The sequence below is a fragment of the Mesorhizobium sp. M1169 genome (genome assembly GCF_040318345.1).
In the GTDB taxonomy this organism is placed as follows: domain Bacteria; phylum Pseudomonadota; class Alphaproteobacteria; order Rhizobiales; family Rhizobiaceae; genus Mesorhizobium.
Window position 1 is genome coordinate 123,946 of the sequence record NZ_JAMYME010000005.1, and the last position, 17,718, is coordinate 141,663.

At 62.2% G+C, this 17,718-nt stretch carries 19 protein-coding genes; 13 read left to right on the plus strand and 6 right to left on the minus strand.

What is annotated here, in order from left to right:
- Window positions 1–363: 363 nt before the first annotated feature.
- The 12 genes from coxB (at window position 364) to NKH41_RS07400 (ending at window position 10,114) form a co-directional block, all read left to right on the plus strand.
- Window positions 364–1,242, plus strand: a complete 879-nt coding sequence (coxB, locus tag NKH41_RS07345) for a cytochrome c oxidase subunit II (protein ID WP_352449886.1) — start codon at window positions 364–366, stop codon at window positions 1,240–1,242.
- 38 nt (window positions 1,243–1,280) lie between these two features.
- Window positions 1,281–2,933, plus strand: a complete 1,653-nt coding sequence (ctaD, locus tag NKH41_RS07350) for a cytochrome c oxidase subunit I (protein WP_352470655.1) — start codon at window positions 1,281–1,283, stop codon at window positions 2,931–2,933.
- A 75-nt stretch (window positions 2,934–3,008) separates the two neighbouring features.
- The gene (locus NKH41_RS07355) at window positions 3,009–3,953 is read left to right on the plus strand and encodes a heme o synthase (RefSeq protein WP_352768724.1); all 945 of its coding nucleotides are present in this window, start codon (window positions 3,009–3,011) and stop codon (window positions 3,951–3,953) included.
- Window positions 3,950–4,117 carry a cytochrome c oxidase system small membrane protein gene (locus tag NKH41_RS07360; protein WP_023674135.1) on the plus strand — a complete coding sequence of 56 codons (168 nt, stop codon included), beginning with the start codon at window positions 3,950–3,952 and terminating at the stop codon, window positions 4,115–4,117. Before NKH41_RS07355 ends, NKH41_RS07360 begins: the two co-directional genes overlap by 4 nt.
- 7 nt (window positions 4,118–4,124) lie before the next feature.
- A complete protein-coding gene (locus NKH41_RS07365) occupies window positions 4,125–4,757 on the plus strand; it encodes a cytochrome c oxidase assembly protein (RefSeq protein ID WP_352593359.1) in 633 nt (210 codons plus the stop codon).
- Between the two features lies 1 nt (window position 4,758).
- Window positions 4,759–5,640 (plus strand): cytochrome c oxidase subunit 3, encoded by an 882-nt coding sequence (locus tag NKH41_RS07370; RefSeq protein WP_352449883.1) that lies wholly within the window; start codon window positions 4,759–4,761, stop codon window positions 5,638–5,640.
- Window positions 5,641–5,722: 82 nt separating this feature from the next.
- Window positions 5,723–6,109 (plus strand): DUF983 domain-containing protein, encoded by a 387-nt coding sequence (locus tag NKH41_RS07375; RefSeq protein ID WP_352470653.1) that lies wholly within the window; start codon window positions 5,723–5,725, stop codon window positions 6,107–6,109.
- On the plus strand, window positions 6,106–6,861 hold the full coding sequence (locus NKH41_RS07380) for an SURF1 family protein (protein ID WP_352768721.1): 756 nt from the start codon (window positions 6,106–6,108) through the stop codon (window positions 6,859–6,861). The genes NKH41_RS07375 and NKH41_RS07380 overlap by 4 nt, the downstream gene beginning before the upstream one ends.
- Before the next feature lie 107 nt (window positions 6,862–6,968).
- The gene (gene ispH / locus NKH41_RS07385) at window positions 6,969–7,973 is read left to right on the plus strand and encodes a 4-hydroxy-3-methylbut-2-enyl diphosphate reductase (RefSeq protein ID WP_254818458.1); all 1,005 of its coding nucleotides are present in this window, start codon (window positions 6,969–6,971) and stop codon (window positions 7,971–7,973) included.
- Between the two features lie 5 nt (window positions 7,974–7,978).
- Window positions 7,979–8,941, plus strand: coding sequence for a homoserine kinase (locus tag NKH41_RS07390; protein ID WP_352456890.1), 963 nt, complete (start codon window positions 7,979–7,981; stop codon window positions 8,939–8,941).
- Window positions 8,938–9,477 (plus strand): ribonuclease HI, encoded by a 540-nt coding sequence (gene rnhA, locus NKH41_RS07395; RefSeq protein WP_352768720.1) that lies wholly within the window; start codon window positions 8,938–8,940, stop codon window positions 9,475–9,477. Before NKH41_RS07390 ends, rnhA begins: the two co-directional genes overlap by 4 nt.
- Window positions 9,478–9,520: 43 nt before the next feature.
- Window positions 9,521–10,114, plus strand: coding sequence for a histidine phosphatase family protein (locus NKH41_RS07400; RefSeq protein ID WP_352501953.1), 594 nt, complete (start codon window positions 9,521–9,523; stop codon window positions 10,112–10,114).
- Between the two features lie 4 nt (window positions 10,115–10,118).
- Here the strand turns inward: NKH41_RS07400 and NKH41_RS07405 are convergent, their stop codons facing one another.
- The 3 genes from NKH41_RS07405 to NKH41_RS07415 form a co-directional block, all read right to left on the minus strand.
- Window positions 10,119–10,598 carry a DUF2938 domain-containing protein gene (locus NKH41_RS07405; protein WP_352768716.1) on the minus strand — a complete coding sequence of 160 codons (480 nt, stop codon included), beginning with the start codon at window positions 10,596–10,598 and terminating at the stop codon, window positions 10,119–10,121.
- Between the two features lie 147 nt (window positions 10,599–10,745).
- The gene (locus NKH41_RS07410) at window positions 10,746–11,246 is read right to left on the minus strand and encodes a peroxiredoxin (RefSeq protein WP_352470649.1); all 501 of its coding nucleotides are present in this window, start codon (window positions 11,244–11,246) and stop codon (window positions 10,746–10,748) included.
- 82 nt (window positions 11,247–11,328) lie between these two features.
- A complete protein-coding gene (locus NKH41_RS07415; RefSeq protein WP_352456894.1) occupies window positions 11,329–12,135 on the minus strand; it encodes a protein-disulfide reductase DsbD domain-containing protein in 807 nt (268 codons plus the stop codon).
- Between the two features lie 147 nt (window positions 12,136–12,282).
- On the opposite strand from NKH41_RS07415, the gene NKH41_RS07420 reads away from it, so the two are divergent.
- Window positions 12,283–12,891: a YqgE/AlgH family protein gene (locus tag NKH41_RS07420; protein WP_031211061.1), complete on the plus strand. Its 609-nt coding sequence runs from the start codon at window positions 12,283–12,285 to the stop codon at window positions 12,889–12,891.
- A 23-nt stretch (window positions 12,892–12,914) separates the two neighbouring features.
- On the opposite strand, the gene NKH41_RS07425 is transcribed toward NKH41_RS07420, so the two are convergent.
- Genes NKH41_RS07425 through NKH41_RS07435 form a run of 3 tightly spaced genes read right to left on the minus strand, consistent with a single transcriptional unit; the run spans window position 12,915 to window position 17,710 of the window.
- A complete protein-coding gene (locus NKH41_RS07425) occupies window positions 12,915–15,803 on the minus strand; it encodes an EAL domain-containing protein (protein WP_352470648.1) in 2,889 nt (962 codons plus the stop codon).
- A 2-nt stretch (window positions 15,804–15,805) separates the two neighbouring features.
- Window positions 15,806–16,402 (minus strand): GNAT family N-acetyltransferase, encoded by a 597-nt coding sequence (locus tag NKH41_RS07430; protein WP_352470647.1) that lies wholly within the window; start codon window positions 16,400–16,402, stop codon window positions 15,806–15,808.
- A 15-nt stretch (window positions 16,403–16,417) separates the two neighbouring features.
- Entirely contained in the window at window positions 16,418–17,710 is a 1,293-nt protein-coding gene (locus NKH41_RS07435; protein ID WP_352768715.1) for a M16 family metallopeptidase, read from the minus strand.
- Window positions 17,711–17,718: the final 8 nt, after the last annotated feature.

Below are 17,718 nucleotides of genomic sequence, written 5' to 3' on the forward strand. Positions count from 1 at the left end.
CATTGCGAATCACGGCACTTTAAGCCGCACTAAACCCAAGTAAAGGACGAGACCCCGGCGATCTGCCCCGACACAGGCGACAATGCGCTTTTCAGTGCCAATTTCGCCCTAATTGCGACAGCTCCGCACGCCGCGCGGCTCATTCTACCCGGATGCCGCTCTGGTGATTCGCGGCGAGCCGTCACCGCACGAAGCCAGCGCCGCACTTGCGCGCAAAAATGCCGCACGGGTTCCGGCGCTCCTTTCTTGCGGAGGCAAATAGAGTATGGTTTGAACCAGCCTTGAATTGTCCGGGATTCCCGTCCCGGCATTGTTCGACATTCTTGCGGTCCGATCGCGAGGAACTGGGAGATGACGAGGGCGATGAAAAAATTCCTGGCAACCGCCAAAATCGTAGCTAGTGCCGCCGCCACGTTGTTTGCCGCTGCATCCGCTCATGCAGCCCAGCCCCAACCTTGGGAAACCAGTTTTCAGCCTCCGGCGACCGACATTATGCGGCAGATCGAGTGGTTCGGGAACTACTCGTTCGCGTTCATCATTGTGATCACCGCCTTGGTGCTTTTCCTGATTGCCTACTGCATTTTGCGGTTCCGGGCGAGCGTCAACCCGACGCCGTCGCGCACCAGCCACAACACGCTGATCGAGGTCATCTGGACTGTCGGTCCCGTCGTCATCCTGCTCTGTCTCGCCATTCCCTCGTTCCAACTGCTGACCGCGCAATACACGCCGCCGGAAGAAGCCAAGCTGACCGTCAAGGCGACCGGCAATCAGTGGAACTGGGACTACGAATACCAGGTCGACAACACGCTTTCCTTTAATTCCGCGATCCTTCAGGATGCCGACAGGGCTGCTGCCGGCAAGGAAGATCGCGCCGCGTATCCGCGCCTGCTCGCCGTCGACAATGAGATGGTGGTGCCGGTCAGCACCATGACCCGCGTGCTGGTGACGGCGACCGACGTCATTCACGCCTTTGCCATGCCGTCCTTCGGTATCAAGACCGATGCGGTGCCGGGCCGCATCAACGAGGTCTGGTTCAAGGCGGACAAGGAAGGCCTCTATTACGGCCAGTGCTCGGAACTCTGCGGCAAGGACCACGCCTTCATGCCGATCGCCATTCGCGTCGTCTCCGATGCACAATACAAGACCTGGCTGGCGGCAGCCAAGACCGACCTTCCCGGCGCCAACAAGGCGCTGATGGCCGAGGTCGATGGCACGAACAAGGTAGCGGCCGCCGGCAACTGATGCCGCGACCAGAAAAGATTCAGGGAACGGAGCCGACCATGGCGCACGCTGCAGCTCACGACGACCACGACCACAAGCCGTATCATGGCTGGGTCCGGTGGGTGTATTCGACCAACCACAAGGACATCGGTACGCTTTATCTGATCTTCGCGATCATGGCGGGCTGCATCGGTGGCGCCTTGTCGGTCGTCATGCGCATGGAATTGCAGGAGCCGGGCATCCAGATATTCACTGGCCTGGCGCAGATGGTCTACGGCATGAATGGCGACGCCGCCATCGACGGGGGCAAGAGCATGTACAATGCTTTCACCACCGCGCATGCGCTGATCATGATCTTCTTCATGGTGATGCCGGCGCTGATCGGCGGCTTTGCCAACTGGATGGTGCCGATCATGATCGGCGCGCCGGATATGGCCTTCCCGCGCATGAACAACGTCTCGTTCTGGCTGCTGCCGCCGGCTTTCATCCTGCTGATTTTCTCGGCCTTCGTCCCGAGTGCGCCCGGCGCCTACGGCGTCGGCGGCGGCTGGACGCTTTATCCGCCATTGTCGACATCGGGCCAGCCCGGACCGGCCATGGACCTGGCGATCCTGTCAATCCACATCGCCGGCGCCTCCTCGATTCTTGGCGCCATCAACTTCATCACCACCATCTTCAACATGCGCGCGCCCGGCATGACCATGCACAAGATGCCGCTTTTCGCCTGGTCTGTGCTGATTACCGCCTTCCTGCTGCTTCTGTCGCTTCCGGTGCTGGCCGGCGGCATCACCATGCTGTTGACCGACCGCAATTTCGGCACCACCTTCTTCGCCCCGGACGGTGGCGGCGATCCGATCCTGTTCCAGCACCTGTTCTGGTTCTTCGGCCATCCGGAGGTCTACATTCTGATCCTGCCGGGTTTCGGTATCATCAGCCATATCATCTCGACCTTTTCGAGGAAGCCGGTGTTCGGCTATCTCGGCATGGCCTATGCGATGGTAGCCATCGGCGCGGTGGGCTTCATCGTCTGGGCCCACCACATGTACACGACGGGCCTATCGCTCGACACCCAGCGCTATTTCGTCTTCGCCACCATGGTCATCGCGGTGCCGACGGGTGTGAAGATCTTCTCGTGGATCGCCACTATGTGGGGCGGGTCGATTTCGCTCAAGACCCCGATGCTGTGGGCGATCGGCTTCATCTTCCTGTTCACTGTTGGCGGCGTCACCGGCGTGCAGCTGGCCAATGCCGGCCTCGACCGCCCGCTGCACGACACCTATTTCGTGGTCGCGCACTTCCACTACGTGCTGTCGCTGGGCGCGGTCTTCGCGATCTTCGCCGGCTGGTACTACTGGTTCCCGAAAATGACCGGCTACATGTATTCGCCGGTGATCGCGAACACCCACTTCTGGGTCACTTTTGTCGGCGTCAACCTGGTCTTTTTCCCGCAGCACTTCCTCGGCCTTTCCGGTATGCCGCGTCGCTATATCGACTATCCGGATGCCTTCGCCGGCTGGAACATGGTGTCGTCCTACGGCTCGTACATCTCGGCTATCGGCGTCGTCATCTTCCTGTTCGGCGTCTTCGAGGCGTTCCAGAAGAAGCGGGTCGCCGGCGCCAATCCTTGGGGCGAGGGTGCGACCACGCTGGAATGGCAACTGCCTTCGCCGCCGCCGTTCCACCAGTGGGAACAGTTGCCGAAGATCAAGTAGGCGGTTGCCTCCTTTAATACGGAGCCGCCGGCCGACCGGCGGTTTTGGCCAACGGAATGATGGACTTAAGTACGCATGGCCCTTGCCGAAGACAGACTGATTGACGAGCCGGGCTTCCGCATGTCGGAAGCGACGGCGGGCGATTTCTTCGCCCTGCTGAAGCCGCGCGTCATGTCGCTGGTGGTGTTCACTGCGTTTGTCGGCATGGTCGCCGCTCCGGTGACCATCAATCCGCTGCTGGCGGTGATCGCGATCCTAGCTATTGCCATCGGCGCCGGCGCCTCCGGTGCGCTCAACATGTGGTATGACGCAGACATCGATGCGGTGATGACGCGCACCGCCGGCCGTCCCGTGCCGGCCGGCCGTATCCGGCCAGGCGAAGCATTGAGTTTCGGGCTGGTGCTGTCGGTTCTGTCGGTGATGACGCTCGGCGTGCTGGTCAACTGGTTGGCAGCATCGCTTCTGGCCTTCACCATCTTTTTCTATGCCGTCATCTATACGATGTGGCTGAAGCGCTGGACGCCGCAGAACATCGTCATCGGCGGGGCTGCCGGTGCCATTCCGCCGGTCATAGGCTGGGCGGCGGTAACCGGATCGGTCAGCGTCGAAAGCTTGGTGCTGTTCCTGGTCATCTTCCTGTGGACGCCACCGCATTTCTGGGCGCTCGCGCTGTTCAAGTCGGATGACTACGCCAAGGCAGGCATTCCGATGATGCCGAATGTCGCCGGCCAGGCCTCGACCAGACGCCAGATCTTTGCCTATGCGCTGGTCCTCGCGCCGGTTGGCGTGCTGCCCTGGGTTCTCGGGTTCACCACGCCGGTCTATGGCATCGTTGCATTGCTGCTCGGCGCCGGCTTCGTCTGGTATGCGTGGAAGGTGCTGCAAATGGCCGATGACGACCGGGCGATGAAGCCGGCCAAGGCCTTGTTCGGCTATTCGCTGCTCTATCTCTTCGCCATCTTCGCCGCCTACCTTGGCGATTGTGTCGTCGCGCGTGCGCTGACCATTGGTGGAGCATGAGCATGGCCGAAAAGAAGCTTGAACTGGTCACGTTGACCGAACGTCAGCAGAAGGCCCGCCGCAATCGCTCGGCCGCAATCGGTTTCGCGCTGGCGGCGCTGGTCGTCATATTCTACGTCGCGACCATCGTGAAATTTGGTCACAGTTTCCCCGGCTCGATGTGAGCTTAACATGACCAGGCAAACAGTCACCGATCCTAAGAAGAAGAATACGAACCGCGTCGTCGCCGGCGTCTGCATCGCGTTCTTCGGCGGCATGATCGGCATGGCCTACGCCGCGGTGCCGCTCTACGCGATGTTCTGCCAGGCGACAGGCTACGGCGGCACCGTCAAACGGGCGACCCAGCAATATGCCGATCGGGTGCTCGATCGCGACATCACCATCCGCTTCGACGCCAACACCGCCGGCGTTCCCTGGCAATTCCAGCCGGTCGCCCGCTCGATCACCATCAAGATCGGCGAAACCGCCGAGGCGCATTTCAGCGCGACCAACAAATTCAGCCGTCCCATCACTGGACGCGCCACCTTCAACGTGCAGCCGGAACTGGCCGGACCTTACTTCAACAAGGTCGAGTGTTTCTGCTTCACCGACACGACGCTGAAGCCGGGCGAGACACTGGACATGCCGGTCGTCTTCTATGTCGATCCCGACATCGTCAACGCGCCGGAATTGAAGGATCTGACGACGATTACCCTGTCCTACACGATGTTCCCGGTCGACAAGACCAAGCCGGTCGCATCATCGGTGCCGGCCGACGGCCGCCGCAACAAGATTTCAGATACCGAAGCAAGCCTCGGGGGTTGATATGGCAGACGCACACGCAAAACCACAACATGACTACCACCTCGTCGACCCGAGCCCGTGGCCGTTCCTGGGCTCCGTCGGGGCGCTGGTGACCGCGTTCGGCGGCGTCTGTTACATGCAATACCTCAAGGGCGGCGATTTCCCGATCTTCGGTTTCAATGTCGCCAATCCATGGCTGTTCTTCATCGGCCTGCTGATCGTCATCTACACGATGTTCGCCTGGTGGTCGGATACGATCAAGGAGGCGCATGAGGGACACCACACCCGTGTCGTGTCGCTGCATCTGCGCTACGGCATGATCATGTTCATCGCCTCCGAGGTGATGTTCTTCGTCGCCTGGTTCTGGGCCTTCTTCGACGCCAGCCTGTTTCCGGGCGAGGTCCATCAATACGCCCGTACTGCCTTCACCGGCGGCGTCTGGCCACCCAAGGGCCTCGAAGTTCTCGACCCTTTCCATCTGCCGCTCTACAACACCGTCATCCTGCTTCTGTCGGGTACCACGGTGACCTGGGCGCACCACTCGCTCATCCACGGCGACCGCAAGGGCCTGATCAATGGCTTGGTGCTGACCGTCGGCCTCGGCATGCTGTTCACGATGGTGCAGGCCTACGAGTACATGCACGCGCCGTTCGGCTTCAGGGATTCGATCTACGGCGCCACCTTCTTCATGGCGACCGGCTTCCATGGTTTCCACGTCATCATCGGCACGATCTTCCTGTTGGTCTGCCTGATCCGCGCCATAAAGGGCGACTTCACGCCCAAGCAGCATTTCGGCTTCGAGGCCGCCGCCTGGTACTGGCACTTCGTGGACGTGGTGTGGCTGTTCCTGTTTGCCTCGATCTACGTCTGGGCATCGAACGGCGCGATGATCGAACCGCACTGAGATCGAACTGAGGAAATCGACAAGGCGGCTGCGGCGACGTGGCCGCCTTATCTTTTGCGGCAAATGCTCCTAGGATGATCCCATGAGCGACGACAAGGCGATCTGGCCACCAATCGATCCGATCTCGGCCGGCTTGCATGGCCGCTGCCCCCGCTGTGGCGAGGGCAAGCTGTTCTCCGGGTTCCTCACGGTCGGCAATCGCTGCACCAATTGCGGCCTCGATTATTCTTTCGCCGATGCTGGTGACGGGCCGGCGGTGTTCGTTATCCTGATCATCGGCTTCATCGTCGTCGGCCTGGCACTGTGGATGGAGGTGACGCTCAATCCGCCGCTCTGGCTGCACCTGCTGCTGTGGATTCCACTGACGCTGGTGCTTTGCCTGGCGGCGCTCAGGCTGATCAAGGGCGTGCTGCTGACGCTGCAATACCGCAACAAGGCGGCCGAGGGCCGACTGGACCGCGGCGAATGAGCGAGGCATCAGGTTCGGTGGCCGGCCGGTCGCGGCCCAAGCGCGCATTGGCGCTCGGCCTGGGTATCGTCGTGTTTTTGATCCTGCTGGCGCTCGGCACCTGGCAGGTTCAGCGCCTGCACTGGAAAGAGGGCCTTCTCGAGACAATAGACCAGCGCACGCATTCGGCGCCCGTGCCATTGGCCGAGGTCGAAAAGCGGTTTGCTGCCGCCGGCGACGTGGACTACACGCCGGTGATAGTGACCGGCACTTTCCTGCATCAAGACGAGCGGCATTTCCTCGCCACCTGGGAAGGCCAGTCCGGTTTCGACGTTTTCACGCCGCTGCAGCTCGACGATGGCCGTTTCGTGCTGATCAACCGCGGCTTCGTGCCCTACGATTTCAAGGATCCAGCCAAGCGGCCGCAGGGGCAGGTAACGGGCAAAGTGACGGTGACAGGGCTCGCCCGCAACCCGCTGCCGGCCAAGCCCTCGATGATGCTTCCCGACAATGACCCGCAGAAGAACATCTTCTACTGGAAGGACCGTGACGCGATGGCCTCGAGCGCCGGCCTGCCGACAGGTGCGGCGCTGGTGCCGATCTTCATCGATGCGAACGCCACGCCCAACCCCGGCGGGCTGCCGGTTGGCGGTGTCACCGTCATCGACCTGCCGAACAGCCATCTGCAATATGCGATAACCTGGTACGGCCTTGCCGCCGCCCTTGCCGGCGTCCTGATCTCCTGGCTCCGCCGCTCGGCGAAAGACCAATGATCGCCGCCACTACCCTTGACAGGGCAGGGCCGCGCACCTCATTTCGCGCCTTGAGCTCAGAAGTCATAGTCCGATCAACCGGCCCACAATCAGCGTAAGATGCAATCATGCTTCACACAAAGCCGCCGCTGACCATCCGGCTCTGCCAGCCCCGCGGTTTCTGTGCGGGCGTTGACCGTGCCATCCAGATCGTCGTGCTGGCGCTGAAGAAATACGGCGCGCCGGTCTATGTCCGCCACGAGATCGTGCACAACCGCTACGTCGTCGAAGGGCTGCAAAGCCTCGGCGCGGTGTTCATCGAGGAGCTCTCCGAGATCCCGCCCGAGCATCGCCAGAGCCCGGTCGTCTTTTCGGCGCATGGCGTGCCGAAATCGGTGCCGGCCGACGCCCAGTCCCGCAACCTGTTCTATCTCGATGCGACTTGCCCGCTGGTCTCGAAAGTCCACAAGCAGGCGATGCGCCATCAGCGGCTTGGCCGCCACGTGCTCTTGATCGGCCATGCCGGGCATCCGGAGGTGATCGGCACAATGGGCCAGTTGCCGGACGGCGCGGTAACTCTGATCGAGACCGAGGCCGACGCCGCAAGCTTCGTGCCCGCAGACCCACAAGCGCTCGGCTTCGTCACCCAGACGACGCTGTCGGTCGAGGATACCGCCGGTATCATCCGCGCCCTGCAGCAGCGTTTTCCCGAGCTGCACGCGCCGGCGGCGGAATCGATCTGTTATGCCACCACCAATCGCCAGGAAGCGGTCAAGGAAACAGCGGCCGGCGCCGATCTCTTCCTGGTTGTCGGCGCACCTAACTCGTCCAACTCGCGGCGCCTGGTCGAAGTGGCCGAGCGCGCCGGCGCCTCGATGTCGCTTCTCGTGCAGCGCGCCTCCGAAATTCCGTGGAATGAGATTGCCGGCATTTCGACGCTCGGCCTGTCGGCGGGCGCCTCGGCGCCGGAGATCATCGTCGACGAGATCGTCGATGCGTTCAGGCAGCGCTTCGACGTGACCATCGAGCTGGCCGTGACGGCGACGGAGACGGAGGACTTTCCGGTGATGCGGGTGTTGCGCGATGTCGAACTGACGGCTGCCGACATGGCCTTCGTCAACGGGGCCGCGTAGCAACGATGGCGGTTTACACCGACGTCAACGAGGGCGAGCTCGGCGCATTCCTCAGGAACTATCCGGTCGGCGACCTCTTGTCCTACAAGGGCATCGCCGAAGGCACCGAAAACTCGAATTTTCTGCTGCACACCAGCAGCGGCTCCTACATCCTGACGCTTTACGAGAAGCGCGTCGACAAGGCTGACCTGCCGTTCTTTCTCGGCCTCATGGCCCACCTCGCCAGAAAGGGCATTTCGTGTCCGCTCCCGGTCACCGCACATGATGGCGGCGTGATCGGAACACTTGCCGGCCGGCCGGCGGTCATCATCACCTTTCTCGAAGGCCTGTCGCTGCGGCGGCCGACGGCTGCACATTGCGGCGAGGTCGGCAAGGCGCTGGCGGCACTGCATCTCGCCGGCGCGGATTTTCCGATGACCCGCCCCAACGCCCTTGCCATCGATGGCTGGCGCAAGCTGTGGAATGCCGCCCGCGCCCGCGCCGACGAGGTCGAGCCGGGACTGGCGGCCGAGGTCGATGCCGATTTCGCCGATTTCGAGCGGAACTGGCCGAACGGTCTGCCGCAAGGCATCATCCATGCTGATCTTTTCCCGGACAATGTGTTTTTCCTCGGCGAGAAACTGTCCGGGCTGATCGACTTCTATTTCGCCTGCAACGACCTCTATGCCTATGACGTTGCCACGTGCCTGAACGCCTGGTGCTTCGAGAAGGATTTTTCCTTCAATCTGACCAAGGGCACGGCGCTGCTTGCCGGCTACCAAAGCGTGCGGCCGTTGAGCAGTGACGAGAAAGCTGCGCTGCCGATGCTGGCGCGCGGTTCGGCGCTGCGCTTCATGCTGACCCGGCTCTACGACTGGCTGACGGTCCCGGACGGCGGCCTGGTGATGAAACGCGACCCGACCGAGTATATCCGCCGGATGCGCTTCCACCGGGCGATCAACTCTCCTTCCGAATATGGACTGACATGACCAAGCGCGTTGAAATCTTCACCGATGGTGCCTGTTCGGGCAATCCCGGGCCTGGCGGCTGGGGCGCAATCCTGCGCTTCAACGGCGCAATCAAGGAGCTCCATGGTGGCGAGGCTCTGACCACCAACAACCGCATGGAGTTGTTGGCGGCCATCTCGGCGCTCAATGCGCTCAAGGAGCCTTGCGTCGTCGATCTTTATACCGACAGTAACTACGTCAAGGACGGTATTTTCGGCTGGATCGACGGCTGGAAGCGCAACGGCTGGAAGACCGCCGCCAGGCAGCCGGTGAAGAATGCCGAGCTGTGGCAGCAGCTCGACGCTGCGCGCAACCGCCACCAGGTCACCTGGCATTGGGTCAAGGGCCATGCCGGCCATCCCGAGAACGAGCGCGCCGACGAATTGGCGCGGCTCGGCATGGCGCCATTCAAGACGAAGTCGGCGAAACCCGTGCTCGCGTCCGTGCCGCCGGAGGAAGGCACCCGCTCCAGGCAATCGGCGGCCAAGAAGGTTCGGCGCTCGACGCAAAGCTATTGAATTCCGGCTGCGGGTCCGCTCTCTGGCAGGAAGAGTTCTTATCATGCCGATTGCATACTACATCACGCATCCCCAGGTTCAGGTCGATGCCAACGTTCCAGTGCCGGAGTGGGGACTGTCCGACATCGGGCGAGCGAGAACATCTGCAATGCTCGATCAGCCGTGGGTTGGGTCGATCCGGCGGATCGTGTCGTCGGGTGAACGCAAGGCGATACAAACCGCCGAGATACTCGGAAGGCATCTCCGCCTTGCAGTCGAGGTGAGGGAACGGATGCATGAGAATGACCGATCGGCAACCGGTTTCCTGCCGCCATCGGAGTTCGAAGCGGTCGCCGACCAATTCTTCGCCAATCCAAACAGCAGCATTCGTGGATGGGAGCGAGCTATCGAAGCCCAGCGTCGTATTCTAAGCGAGGTAGACACTGTGCTACGCACCGACGCCGCTGTCGACGTTGCTTTCATAGGTCACGGAGGTGTCGGAACGCTCCTGCTGCTCTCTTTGAGCGGTCGGGAAATCAGCCGCGAGGCGGATCAGCCAGCGGGCGGTGGGAACTACTTCGCATATGATATCAGCGCGCGTCGCGTTATCCATGGATGGCAGCCGATCGACAGGCCGACGCAGCGCCGCGACGGTTAATTACCTATCGGATCAGAAGAGCGGTGCCGAACAGTCCGATGGCAAACACCATATGCGAAACTAGATTGAGGGCGCGGACCTGCATCGGATTGGGCCGCTTCGAAGCGGCCCAGCCGGCGCCCATGCCGGGCGCCAGCAGAAACCACCCGGCGCCGACGGTGACGATGCCGAGCATAAAAGCCGGCAGGAAGGTCGGCGCGGTGAGCCAGGCCGTTCCGGCCAGCACGACCAGTATGACGCCGTAGACGATGCCGACAGCATAATGAAAGGCCCAGCCAAGTACTGATTCATGCGGGTAGGGCGAGGCCTCGCCAATGTCGTCATGGAAGACCTTGCCTTCCCTGAGATGCCAGACCCAGCGGCCGACCAGCCCCCAGTTCGGCCGCGGTTGAGCAAACGCCTTGTTCAGGAAAATCGCCCAGACATCCATAAGCGCGGTTGCGCCGATGCCGATCGCGAGGCTGCGCCAGACGATGTCAGACATAATCGAGGTCCCCAGAAGCAAGCAGTCCCGAAGGGCCGACGCATGGTCCCGAAAACCGGGTCGGCTTTCGGAATGATCATGCGCCGATGCAAAAGTCAGCGTCCTTTGGACGTTGAGCGCTCGAAGGCGCCCTTTGCCGTGCCTGGCCTAGGCTGTCGCCAGGACGGAAAGCTGTCCGAGAATGTGAGCCGCACCGGATTCGTCGACGCCGGGCTTTGTCTCGACGTTGAGTGCGGTGACCTTGCCGTCATCGACGATCATCGAAAAACGCTTCGAGCGTAGCCCCATGCCGCCGCTGGAGAGGTCGGCGTCGAGGCCGACGGATTTGGCGAAATCGCCATTGCCATCGGCAAGATAAAGGATTTTGCCTTCACCGCCGCTGAAGCGGGCCCAGGCCCCCATAACGTGAACATCGTTGACCGAGACAACGGCGATAGTGTCGACGCCGCGCGCCAGGATGGCGTCGTAATTGTCCAGGTAGCCGGGCAGATGATTGTTGCTGCAGGTCGGCGTGAAGGCGCCTGGAACGCCAAACAGCACGACCTTCTTTCCTGAGAATAGCTCGCCCGTCGTTATCGGCTTTGCACCGTCGGCGGTCATTGTCTTGAAGGTCGCATCGGGCAGTTTGTCGCCAACGGAGATCGTCATGATGGTCCTCGCTTGGAAATGGAAGGGAGTGTCCTTGCGATAGCGAATTAAGGCGCGCCCGGCAACCGTCCAGACGTTGGCATCACGGGAATGGCAACAGGCCTTCGACCGCGCCTGCAGCACTTGTCAGTGTGTAGTGCAGGCCGCCATCGGTTGGCGTTGTCGACGGCCTGTCGAGGATCGGCACAGTAAAGATCAGCTTGCCATCCTTTTCGCTGCGCGCCGGGGCACCGAACATGTAGTCGCGTTCGCCGGCAACGAAGAAGTCGGCGCCCTCGGGGCTGCCCGGAAAGCTCGCTTCGACAATCAGCGTTTCGTGGTCGCCCGGCAGTACGTTTATGCCGAAATCGGGCGTTGCCGTGGCGGGCAGGGTGGCAAGGCCTGCCTTGACCAGTGCCGCGTCCTCGGCGTTGTCCGGATCGGCGCCGGGATCGACGGTCAGCCTTGTCTGCACCGGGATGCAGATGGTTTCGCAGATGCCGAGGAAAATGTCCGCATCGATGACGGCCGGCTGGCCGGGCGCGGCAAGCGTGAACGTCACCGGCAACGAAACCGGGTGGTCGTAGCCGGCCCATTTGCCATAACCGTCGTCGTGGCGCTGCGGCGGCGGAAACGAAAGCGTCGCGTCGGCAATGTTGGTGCTGGCCGAGACGTCGATCTGTGGTGGCACGCCCGCATCGCCCGGATCGCGCCAATAGGTCTTCCAGCCGGGCTTCAGCGCAATGTCGAGGACGCCCTGGAGACGCCCGGCCTCATCGGCCTTGCCGCTCGTCACCAGCCGCACCCTGCCGCCTTCGCTATTGTACCAGGCCGATGAGGAGGCTGAGGCGGGGAGGCCGGTCGCCGATCCAATGGCTACGCCAAGCAGCAGGATTTTCAAGCTTTGCATGGCAATGATTTGATCGTCTGTTGATGGCCGCACAATGATTTCATGACGCCGCCGGCATCATATTTGCGTGACCTTCGATTTACGAGCCTGATCAAATCGGGCGCCGCCCATCTTTTCGACGCCCCGGAAACGCGTTACGCTGTGGCCATGGATTTGTTGCGCCATAAAAGGACGGCCGCAGGACCCGGCTTTCTCGACGATCAGTTCCTGATTGCCATGCCCGGCATGAAGGATGACCGCTTCACGCGCTCTGTCATCTACATTTGCGCGCACAGCGACGAAGGCGCGATGGGGCTGATCATCAACCAGACGCAGCAGATGCTGTTTCCGGACCTGCTCGTGCAACTCGGCATCATGAACGAGCTGGAGGCAATTCGCCTGCCGCCACCGGCGCGCGACTTCGTCGTGCGCAATGGCGGACCGGTGGATCGTAGCCGCGGCTTCGTTCTGCATTCGGGCGACTACCGGGTGGAATCCTCGCTCGCCGTGTCCGACGATGTCTGTCTGACCGCGACCGTCGACATATTGCGCGCCATCTCCTCCGGCCGCGGACCCCGGCGGGCTCTGATGGCGCTTGGCTATGCCGGCTGGGGTGCGGGCCAGCTTGAAAACGAGATCGTCGAGAATGGCTGGCTGACTTGCCCGGCAAGTGCCGAGCTTCTGTTCGACGCCGACATCGATCGCAAATATGACCGGATCCTCGCCTCGATCGGCATTGATCTCGCGCATCTCAGCCTGGCTGCCGGTCACGCCTGAACCTCATTACGTCCTGAAACTTGTCACGCTTGGGTCAACGGATACTGTTCCTTCAGCGTCTTCAGCACCTGGTCGCCCGGCATCGGCGCGCCGAACATGAAGCTCTGCACGTACTCGCAGCCCATCTGCCGCAACTCCAGCGCATCGCTCTCGTCCGAAATGCCTTCGGCGACAACCGACAGGCCGAGTTCATGCGCCATATTGACCATGGATTTGAGCAGCACCGCACGTTTCGGCGTCGCGTCGTCGACGAAGCTCTTGTCGATCTTGATGGTGTCGAATGGAAAGCGCGTCAGATAGGCCAGCGATGAATAGCCGGTGCCGAAATCATCCAGCGACAGGCCGATGCCAAGCTGCTTCAGCTTGGTCAGCACATGGGCGGTCTGCTCGGGATTGTCCATCACCAGCGATTCGGTGAGTTCGAGCCGGAAGCAGCGCGGTTTCAGGTTGGCTCGCGCGATCACCGAGCGGACGTCGCTGACCAGGTCGCGGCGGATGAGCTGACGGCTGGACAGATTGACCGAGACCGACAGCGGCGCATCGCCGATCTGCTTTTGCCATCCCGCCAGGTCTTCGGCAGCCTGTTGCATGGCGAACAGCCCAAGCTGCACGATCAGGCCGCAGTTTTCGGCGACCGGAATGAAATCAGCCGGCGGGATCATGCCGCGACGCGGATGGTCCCAGCGCAGCAGCGCTTCGAAGCCTGCGACGCTGCCGTCCTCCAGCCGCACGATCGGCTGGTAGGCAAGCGTGAATTCGCGTCGTTCGATGGCGCGGCGCAGATCGGACTCGAACTGCAGCCGGTCGGTGCCGACGGTGCGGAAGGCGGGACGGAATGGCTCGATCCGGTCGCCGCCGAAGCGCTTGGCCTGATGCATGGCAAGCTCGGCATCCTTGACCATGTCCTCGGCTGAGGTCTGCGTGGCGGTCCAGGTGATCAGCCCGATCGAGGCGGTCAGCACGATCTCGCGCTTGGCGAAGGTGATCGGGTTGTTGATGGCGTGCTTGATGGCATCGGCAATGCCCGCGATGCGAGCCGGATCCTGCTCCGACAAAAGCATCAGCGCGAACTGGTCGCCGGCAAAGCGCGACAGCGAATCCTTCGGCTTGAGCAGTCGGTGCAGCCGCCGCGCGATGGTCAAAAGGATGGTATCGCCGGCCGAGATGCCGAGCCCGTCATTGACCTGCTTGAACCGGTCGATGTCGATGACGAAGACGGTCGGGCGCACCTTCTCTTCGGTGCGGGCGATCGAAATGATCGCCTCCAGCCGGTTCATGAACAGCTCGCGGTTGGGCAGGCCGGTCAGATTGTCGTGCACGGCGTCATGCAGCAGCCGTTCCTCGGACTTCTTCTGCTCCGTCACGTCGACCATGGTGCCGACGCAGCGGATGACCTCGCCGTCCGAGCCGATCACCGGCCGGGCGCGCAGCGAAAACCAGTGATAGTGCCCGTCGGCGCCGCGCAGGCGGAAGTTTTGCGACACCCGGCCGCGCCGGTGCTCGAGCACCACGTCGAGTGTCGTGCGAAACGTGTCGCGGTCGTCGGCATGCAGCACCGGCAGCCAGTTGCGGGCGGGCCCGCCGAGACTGTTGGGGGCAAGGCCGAGCTGAATGCTGACGTCGGGACGAGTGACGACGCGGTCGCGCAGCACGTCCCAGTCCCACACGGTATCGCCCGATCCGGCAACCGCCAGCGCCTGCCGCTCGAGATCGGAGAACAGGCCCTGATGCAGGGCGCCGCCGGCAAAAGCGTGCTGCATCACCGTGAAGCCGATCAGCAGGATGATGAGGATCAGCCCGCCGCCCAGCGCCGGCTGGGCGATATCGTTGTCCAGCATGCCGGTGATTGCCATCCACGATCCGCATAGCCACAGCAGAACCATCACCCAACTGGGCACCAGCATGATGGCGCGGTCATAACCGCGGATACCGAGGAAGATGATCAGGCCGAGCCCGGTCAGCGCGGTGGCGGCGAAGGACAGCCTGGCAATGCCGGCGGCAACCGCCGGATCGATGATGGCGACACCGGCGATCAGCACCAGCCCGAGAATCCAGACCAGCGCGCCGTAGCTGAAATGGCCGTGCCACCGGTTGAGGTTGAGATAGGCAAACAGGAACACCACGAAGGTCGCCGCGAGCGCCACCTCCGTTCCGGCGCGCCACATCTGCTCATTGCCCGGTGAGATCTCTATGATCTTGTTGAGAAAGCCGAAATCGACGCAGATATAGGCAAGCACCGCCCAGGCTAGGGCCGCCGTTGCCGGGAACATCGAGGTCCCCTTGACGACGAAAAGAATGGTCAGGAACAGCGCCAGCAGGCCGGCAATGCCGATGACGATGCCACGAAACAGCGTGTAGGAATTGACCGAGTCCTTGTAGGATTCAGGGTCCCACAGATAGACCTGCGGCAGCTTGGGCGAGGCGAGCTCGGCGATGAAGGTAATCACCGTTCCCGGGTTCAGCGTGACCCGGAAGACGTCGGCGTCGGGGCTGGTCTGGCGGTCGAGCGCAAAGCCTTCGCTGGGCGTGATCGCGGCGATACGGGTCGAGCCGAGATCCGGCCAGAACAGGCCGGAATTTACCAGCCGGAAATGCGGTGCGACAATCAGCCTGTCGAGCTGCTGGTCGGTGGTATTGGCCAGCGCGAACACCGCCCAGTCACCGCTCGAGCGCGCATCATTTGCCTCGACCTCGATGCGCCGCACGATGCCGTCCGGGCCTGGCGCGGTCGACACCTGAAAATTCTCGCCCTGATTCCGGTAGATCAAGACGGCCCCCGAAAGATCGAGCGCAACGTCGTCGCGGGCGATCTTGATCGGTTCTACGGCAAAGGCCGAGGACGCCGCGCAGAGCGTGACGATTGCCGCCAGCATAAAGGCAAGCAGCGACCCCTTGCGCAGAAAATTCGTCAAAATCAGCCCTTTGTTCCAACGCCCGGCGGATCGTCCGCGATTCGGGCGTATAGGTAATGGTCCTGCCAGATGCCGTTGATCCTGAGATAGGATCGTAGCAGTCCTTCGCGCCGGAATCCGGCTTTTTCAAGCACGCGGATCGACCGGGCGTTGTCGGGAATACAGGCAGCTTCGATCCGGTGCAATCGCAGCGTTTCGAAGGCGAAACGCGTCACCACTCTTACGGCATCGGTCATCAGGCCGCGTCCGCTGAAGCGCTCGCCGATCCAGTAGCCGATATGGCCGCTTTGGGCGACCCCGTGGCGGATATTGCCGAGGGTGATACCGCCGGCCAGCTTGCCGCTGCTTTTCTCGAAGATGAAGAAGGCGATCGCCGTCCCCTGCGCGTAGTCCTCGCGGTAGCGCCCGATACGATGCCGCCACGCCGTGCGGTCGAGTTCGTCAGGGGTCCATCGCGGCTCCCACGGCTCAAGAAAAGCGCGGCTTTCACTGCGCAGCACCGACCACTCGCGATAGTCGTTGGTCAGCGGTACGCGCAGCGTGACAAGCTCGCCCTTCAGTGCCGGCAGGTCGCGGCGAAAGAAAGGGAGCGCGAACACGACGCTCGAATAGGCTTAGACGGCAAGCTTACGGGCAGTGGTCTGCGTGCCCGAAAGCGAATCGAGGATCGCCTCATAGGGCGCGAGCGTACCCACCGGCCCGACGGCTGTAAGCGTCGGCTTGGTCGAAAAAAGCCGCGACGACAGATCCGTCAGCCGCTCGACAGTCAACGCCGCCAGCCGCTCCATCAGCTCTTCCTTGGCGATCGGCCTGCCGAACAGAAGCAACTGCCTGGCGATCTGCGAGGCGCGGCTGGCCGGGCTCTCGGCCGACATGATCAGCCCGGCGCGGTATTGGGCACGCGCCCGGTCGAGCTCCTCCTGCAGGATGTTTTCACCGGCCTTTTGCAGCTCGTCGATGATCACAGGCACCAGCTCGGCAATATCGCTTTGTCCGGTCGCCGCATGGACCCCGAAGACGCCGGTGTCGGAAAAACCCCAATGGAAGGCATAGACCGAATAGCACAGGCCGCGTTTTTCGCGGACTTCCTGGAAAAGTCGCGACGACATGCCGCCGCCCAGGATCATCGACAGGACCTGGGAGGCATAGAAATCGCGGACGTGATAGGCGCGGCCCTCGAAACCCAGCACGATCTGCGCGTCCATCAGGTCGCGGTCCTCGCGAAAATCGCCGCCGACATACTGCGCATATTGCGGGATGGTGCCGTCGGCCTTGCCGCGGAAGCTGCCGAGACGCTTTTCGACCTCGCGCACGAAATCGTCGTGCTTGATATCGCCGGCCGCCACCATCACCATGTTCTCGGCGCCGTACTGTCGTTCGATGAAGTCGTGCAGCTGCTTCGAAGTGAAGGATTTGACGGTTTCCGGCGTGCCAAGAATCGAGCGGCCGATAGTCTGGTGGCGGAAGGCGGTCTCGGTAAAGTGATCGAAAACGACGTCGTCGGGCGTATCGTGCGCGGCGCCGATCTCCTGCAGAATCACATGCTGCTCTCGTTCCAACTCCTGCGGATCGAATTCGGATTCCTGCAGGATGTCGGAAAGGATATCGACGGCCAGCGGCACGTCGTCGCTCAGAACCCTTGCATAATAGGAGGTCGTCTCGACGCTGGTGGCGGCATTGATCTCGCCGCCGACGTCCTCGATCTCCGAGGCGATCTCGAAGGCGCTTCGCCGACTGGTGCCCTTGAAAGCCATGTGCTCGAGCAAGTGCGCCATTCCGTGCTCTTCGTCACGCTCGTTGCGTGCGCCCGACTTGACCCAGGCGCCAAGGGCAACAGATTCGAGGCTTGGAAGGGTTTCGGTGGCGACTGTCAGGCCGTTCGACAGACGGCTTACCTCAACACCCATATGGCAAT

Bases quoted from the DNA above. Each gene is read 5' to 3' on its own strand.
- coxB (WP_352449886.1), top strand. From the start codon at position 364: ATGAAAAAATTCCTGGCAACCGCCAAAATCGTAGCTAGTGCCGCCGCC.
- ctaD (WP_352470655.1), top strand. From the start codon at position 1,281: ATGGCGCACGCTGCAGCTCACGACGACCACGACCACAAGCCGTATCAT.
- NKH41_RS07355 (WP_352768724.1), top strand. From the start codon at position 3,009: ATGGCCCTTGCCGAAGACAGACTGATTGACGAGCCGGGCTTCCGCATG.
- NKH41_RS07360 (WP_023674135.1), top strand. From the start codon at position 3,950: ATGAGCATGGCCGAAAAGAAGCTTGAACTGGTCACGTTGACCGAACGT.
- NKH41_RS07365 (WP_352593359.1), top strand. From the start codon at position 4,125: ATGACCAGGCAAACAGTCACCGATCCTAAGAAGAAGAATACGAACCGC.
- NKH41_RS07370 (WP_352449883.1), top strand. From the start codon at position 4,759: ATGGCAGACGCACACGCAAAACCACAACATGACTACCACCTCGTCGAC.
- NKH41_RS07375 (WP_352470653.1), top strand. From the start codon at position 5,723: ATGAGCGACGACAAGGCGATCTGGCCACCAATCGATCCGATCTCGGCC.
- NKH41_RS07380 (WP_352768721.1), top strand. From the start codon at position 6,106: ATGAGCGAGGCATCAGGTTCGGTGGCCGGCCGGTCGCGGCCCAAGCGC.
- ispH (WP_254818458.1), top strand. From the start codon at position 6,969: ATGCTTCACACAAAGCCGCCGCTGACCATCCGGCTCTGCCAGCCCCGC.
- NKH41_RS07390 (WP_352456890.1), top strand. From the start codon at position 7,979: ATGGCGGTTTACACCGACGTCAACGAGGGCGAGCTCGGCGCATTCCTC.
- rnhA (WP_352768720.1), top strand. From the start codon at position 8,938: ATGACCAAGCGCGTTGAAATCTTCACCGATGGTGCCTGTTCGGGCAAT.
- NKH41_RS07400 (WP_352501953.1), top strand. From the start codon at position 9,521: ATGCCGATTGCATACTACATCACGCATCCCCAGGTTCAGGTCGATGCC.
- NKH41_RS07405 (WP_352768716.1), bottom strand. From the start codon at position 10,598: ATGTCTGACATCGTCTGGCGCAGCCTCGCGATCGGCATCGGCGCAACC.
- NKH41_RS07410 (WP_352470649.1), bottom strand. From the start codon at position 11,246: ATGACGATCTCCGTTGGCGACAAACTGCCCGATGCGACCTTCAAGACA.
- NKH41_RS07415 (WP_352456894.1), bottom strand. From the start codon at position 12,135: ATGCAAAGCTTGAAAATCCTGCTGCTTGGCGTAGCCATTGGATCGGCG.
- NKH41_RS07420 (WP_031211061.1), top strand. From the start codon at position 12,283: ATGGATTTGTTGCGCCATAAAAGGACGGCCGCAGGACCCGGCTTTCTC.
- NKH41_RS07435 (WP_352768715.1), bottom strand. From the start codon at position 17,710: ATGGGTGTTGAGGTAAGCCGTCTGTCGAACGGCCTGACAGTCGCCACC.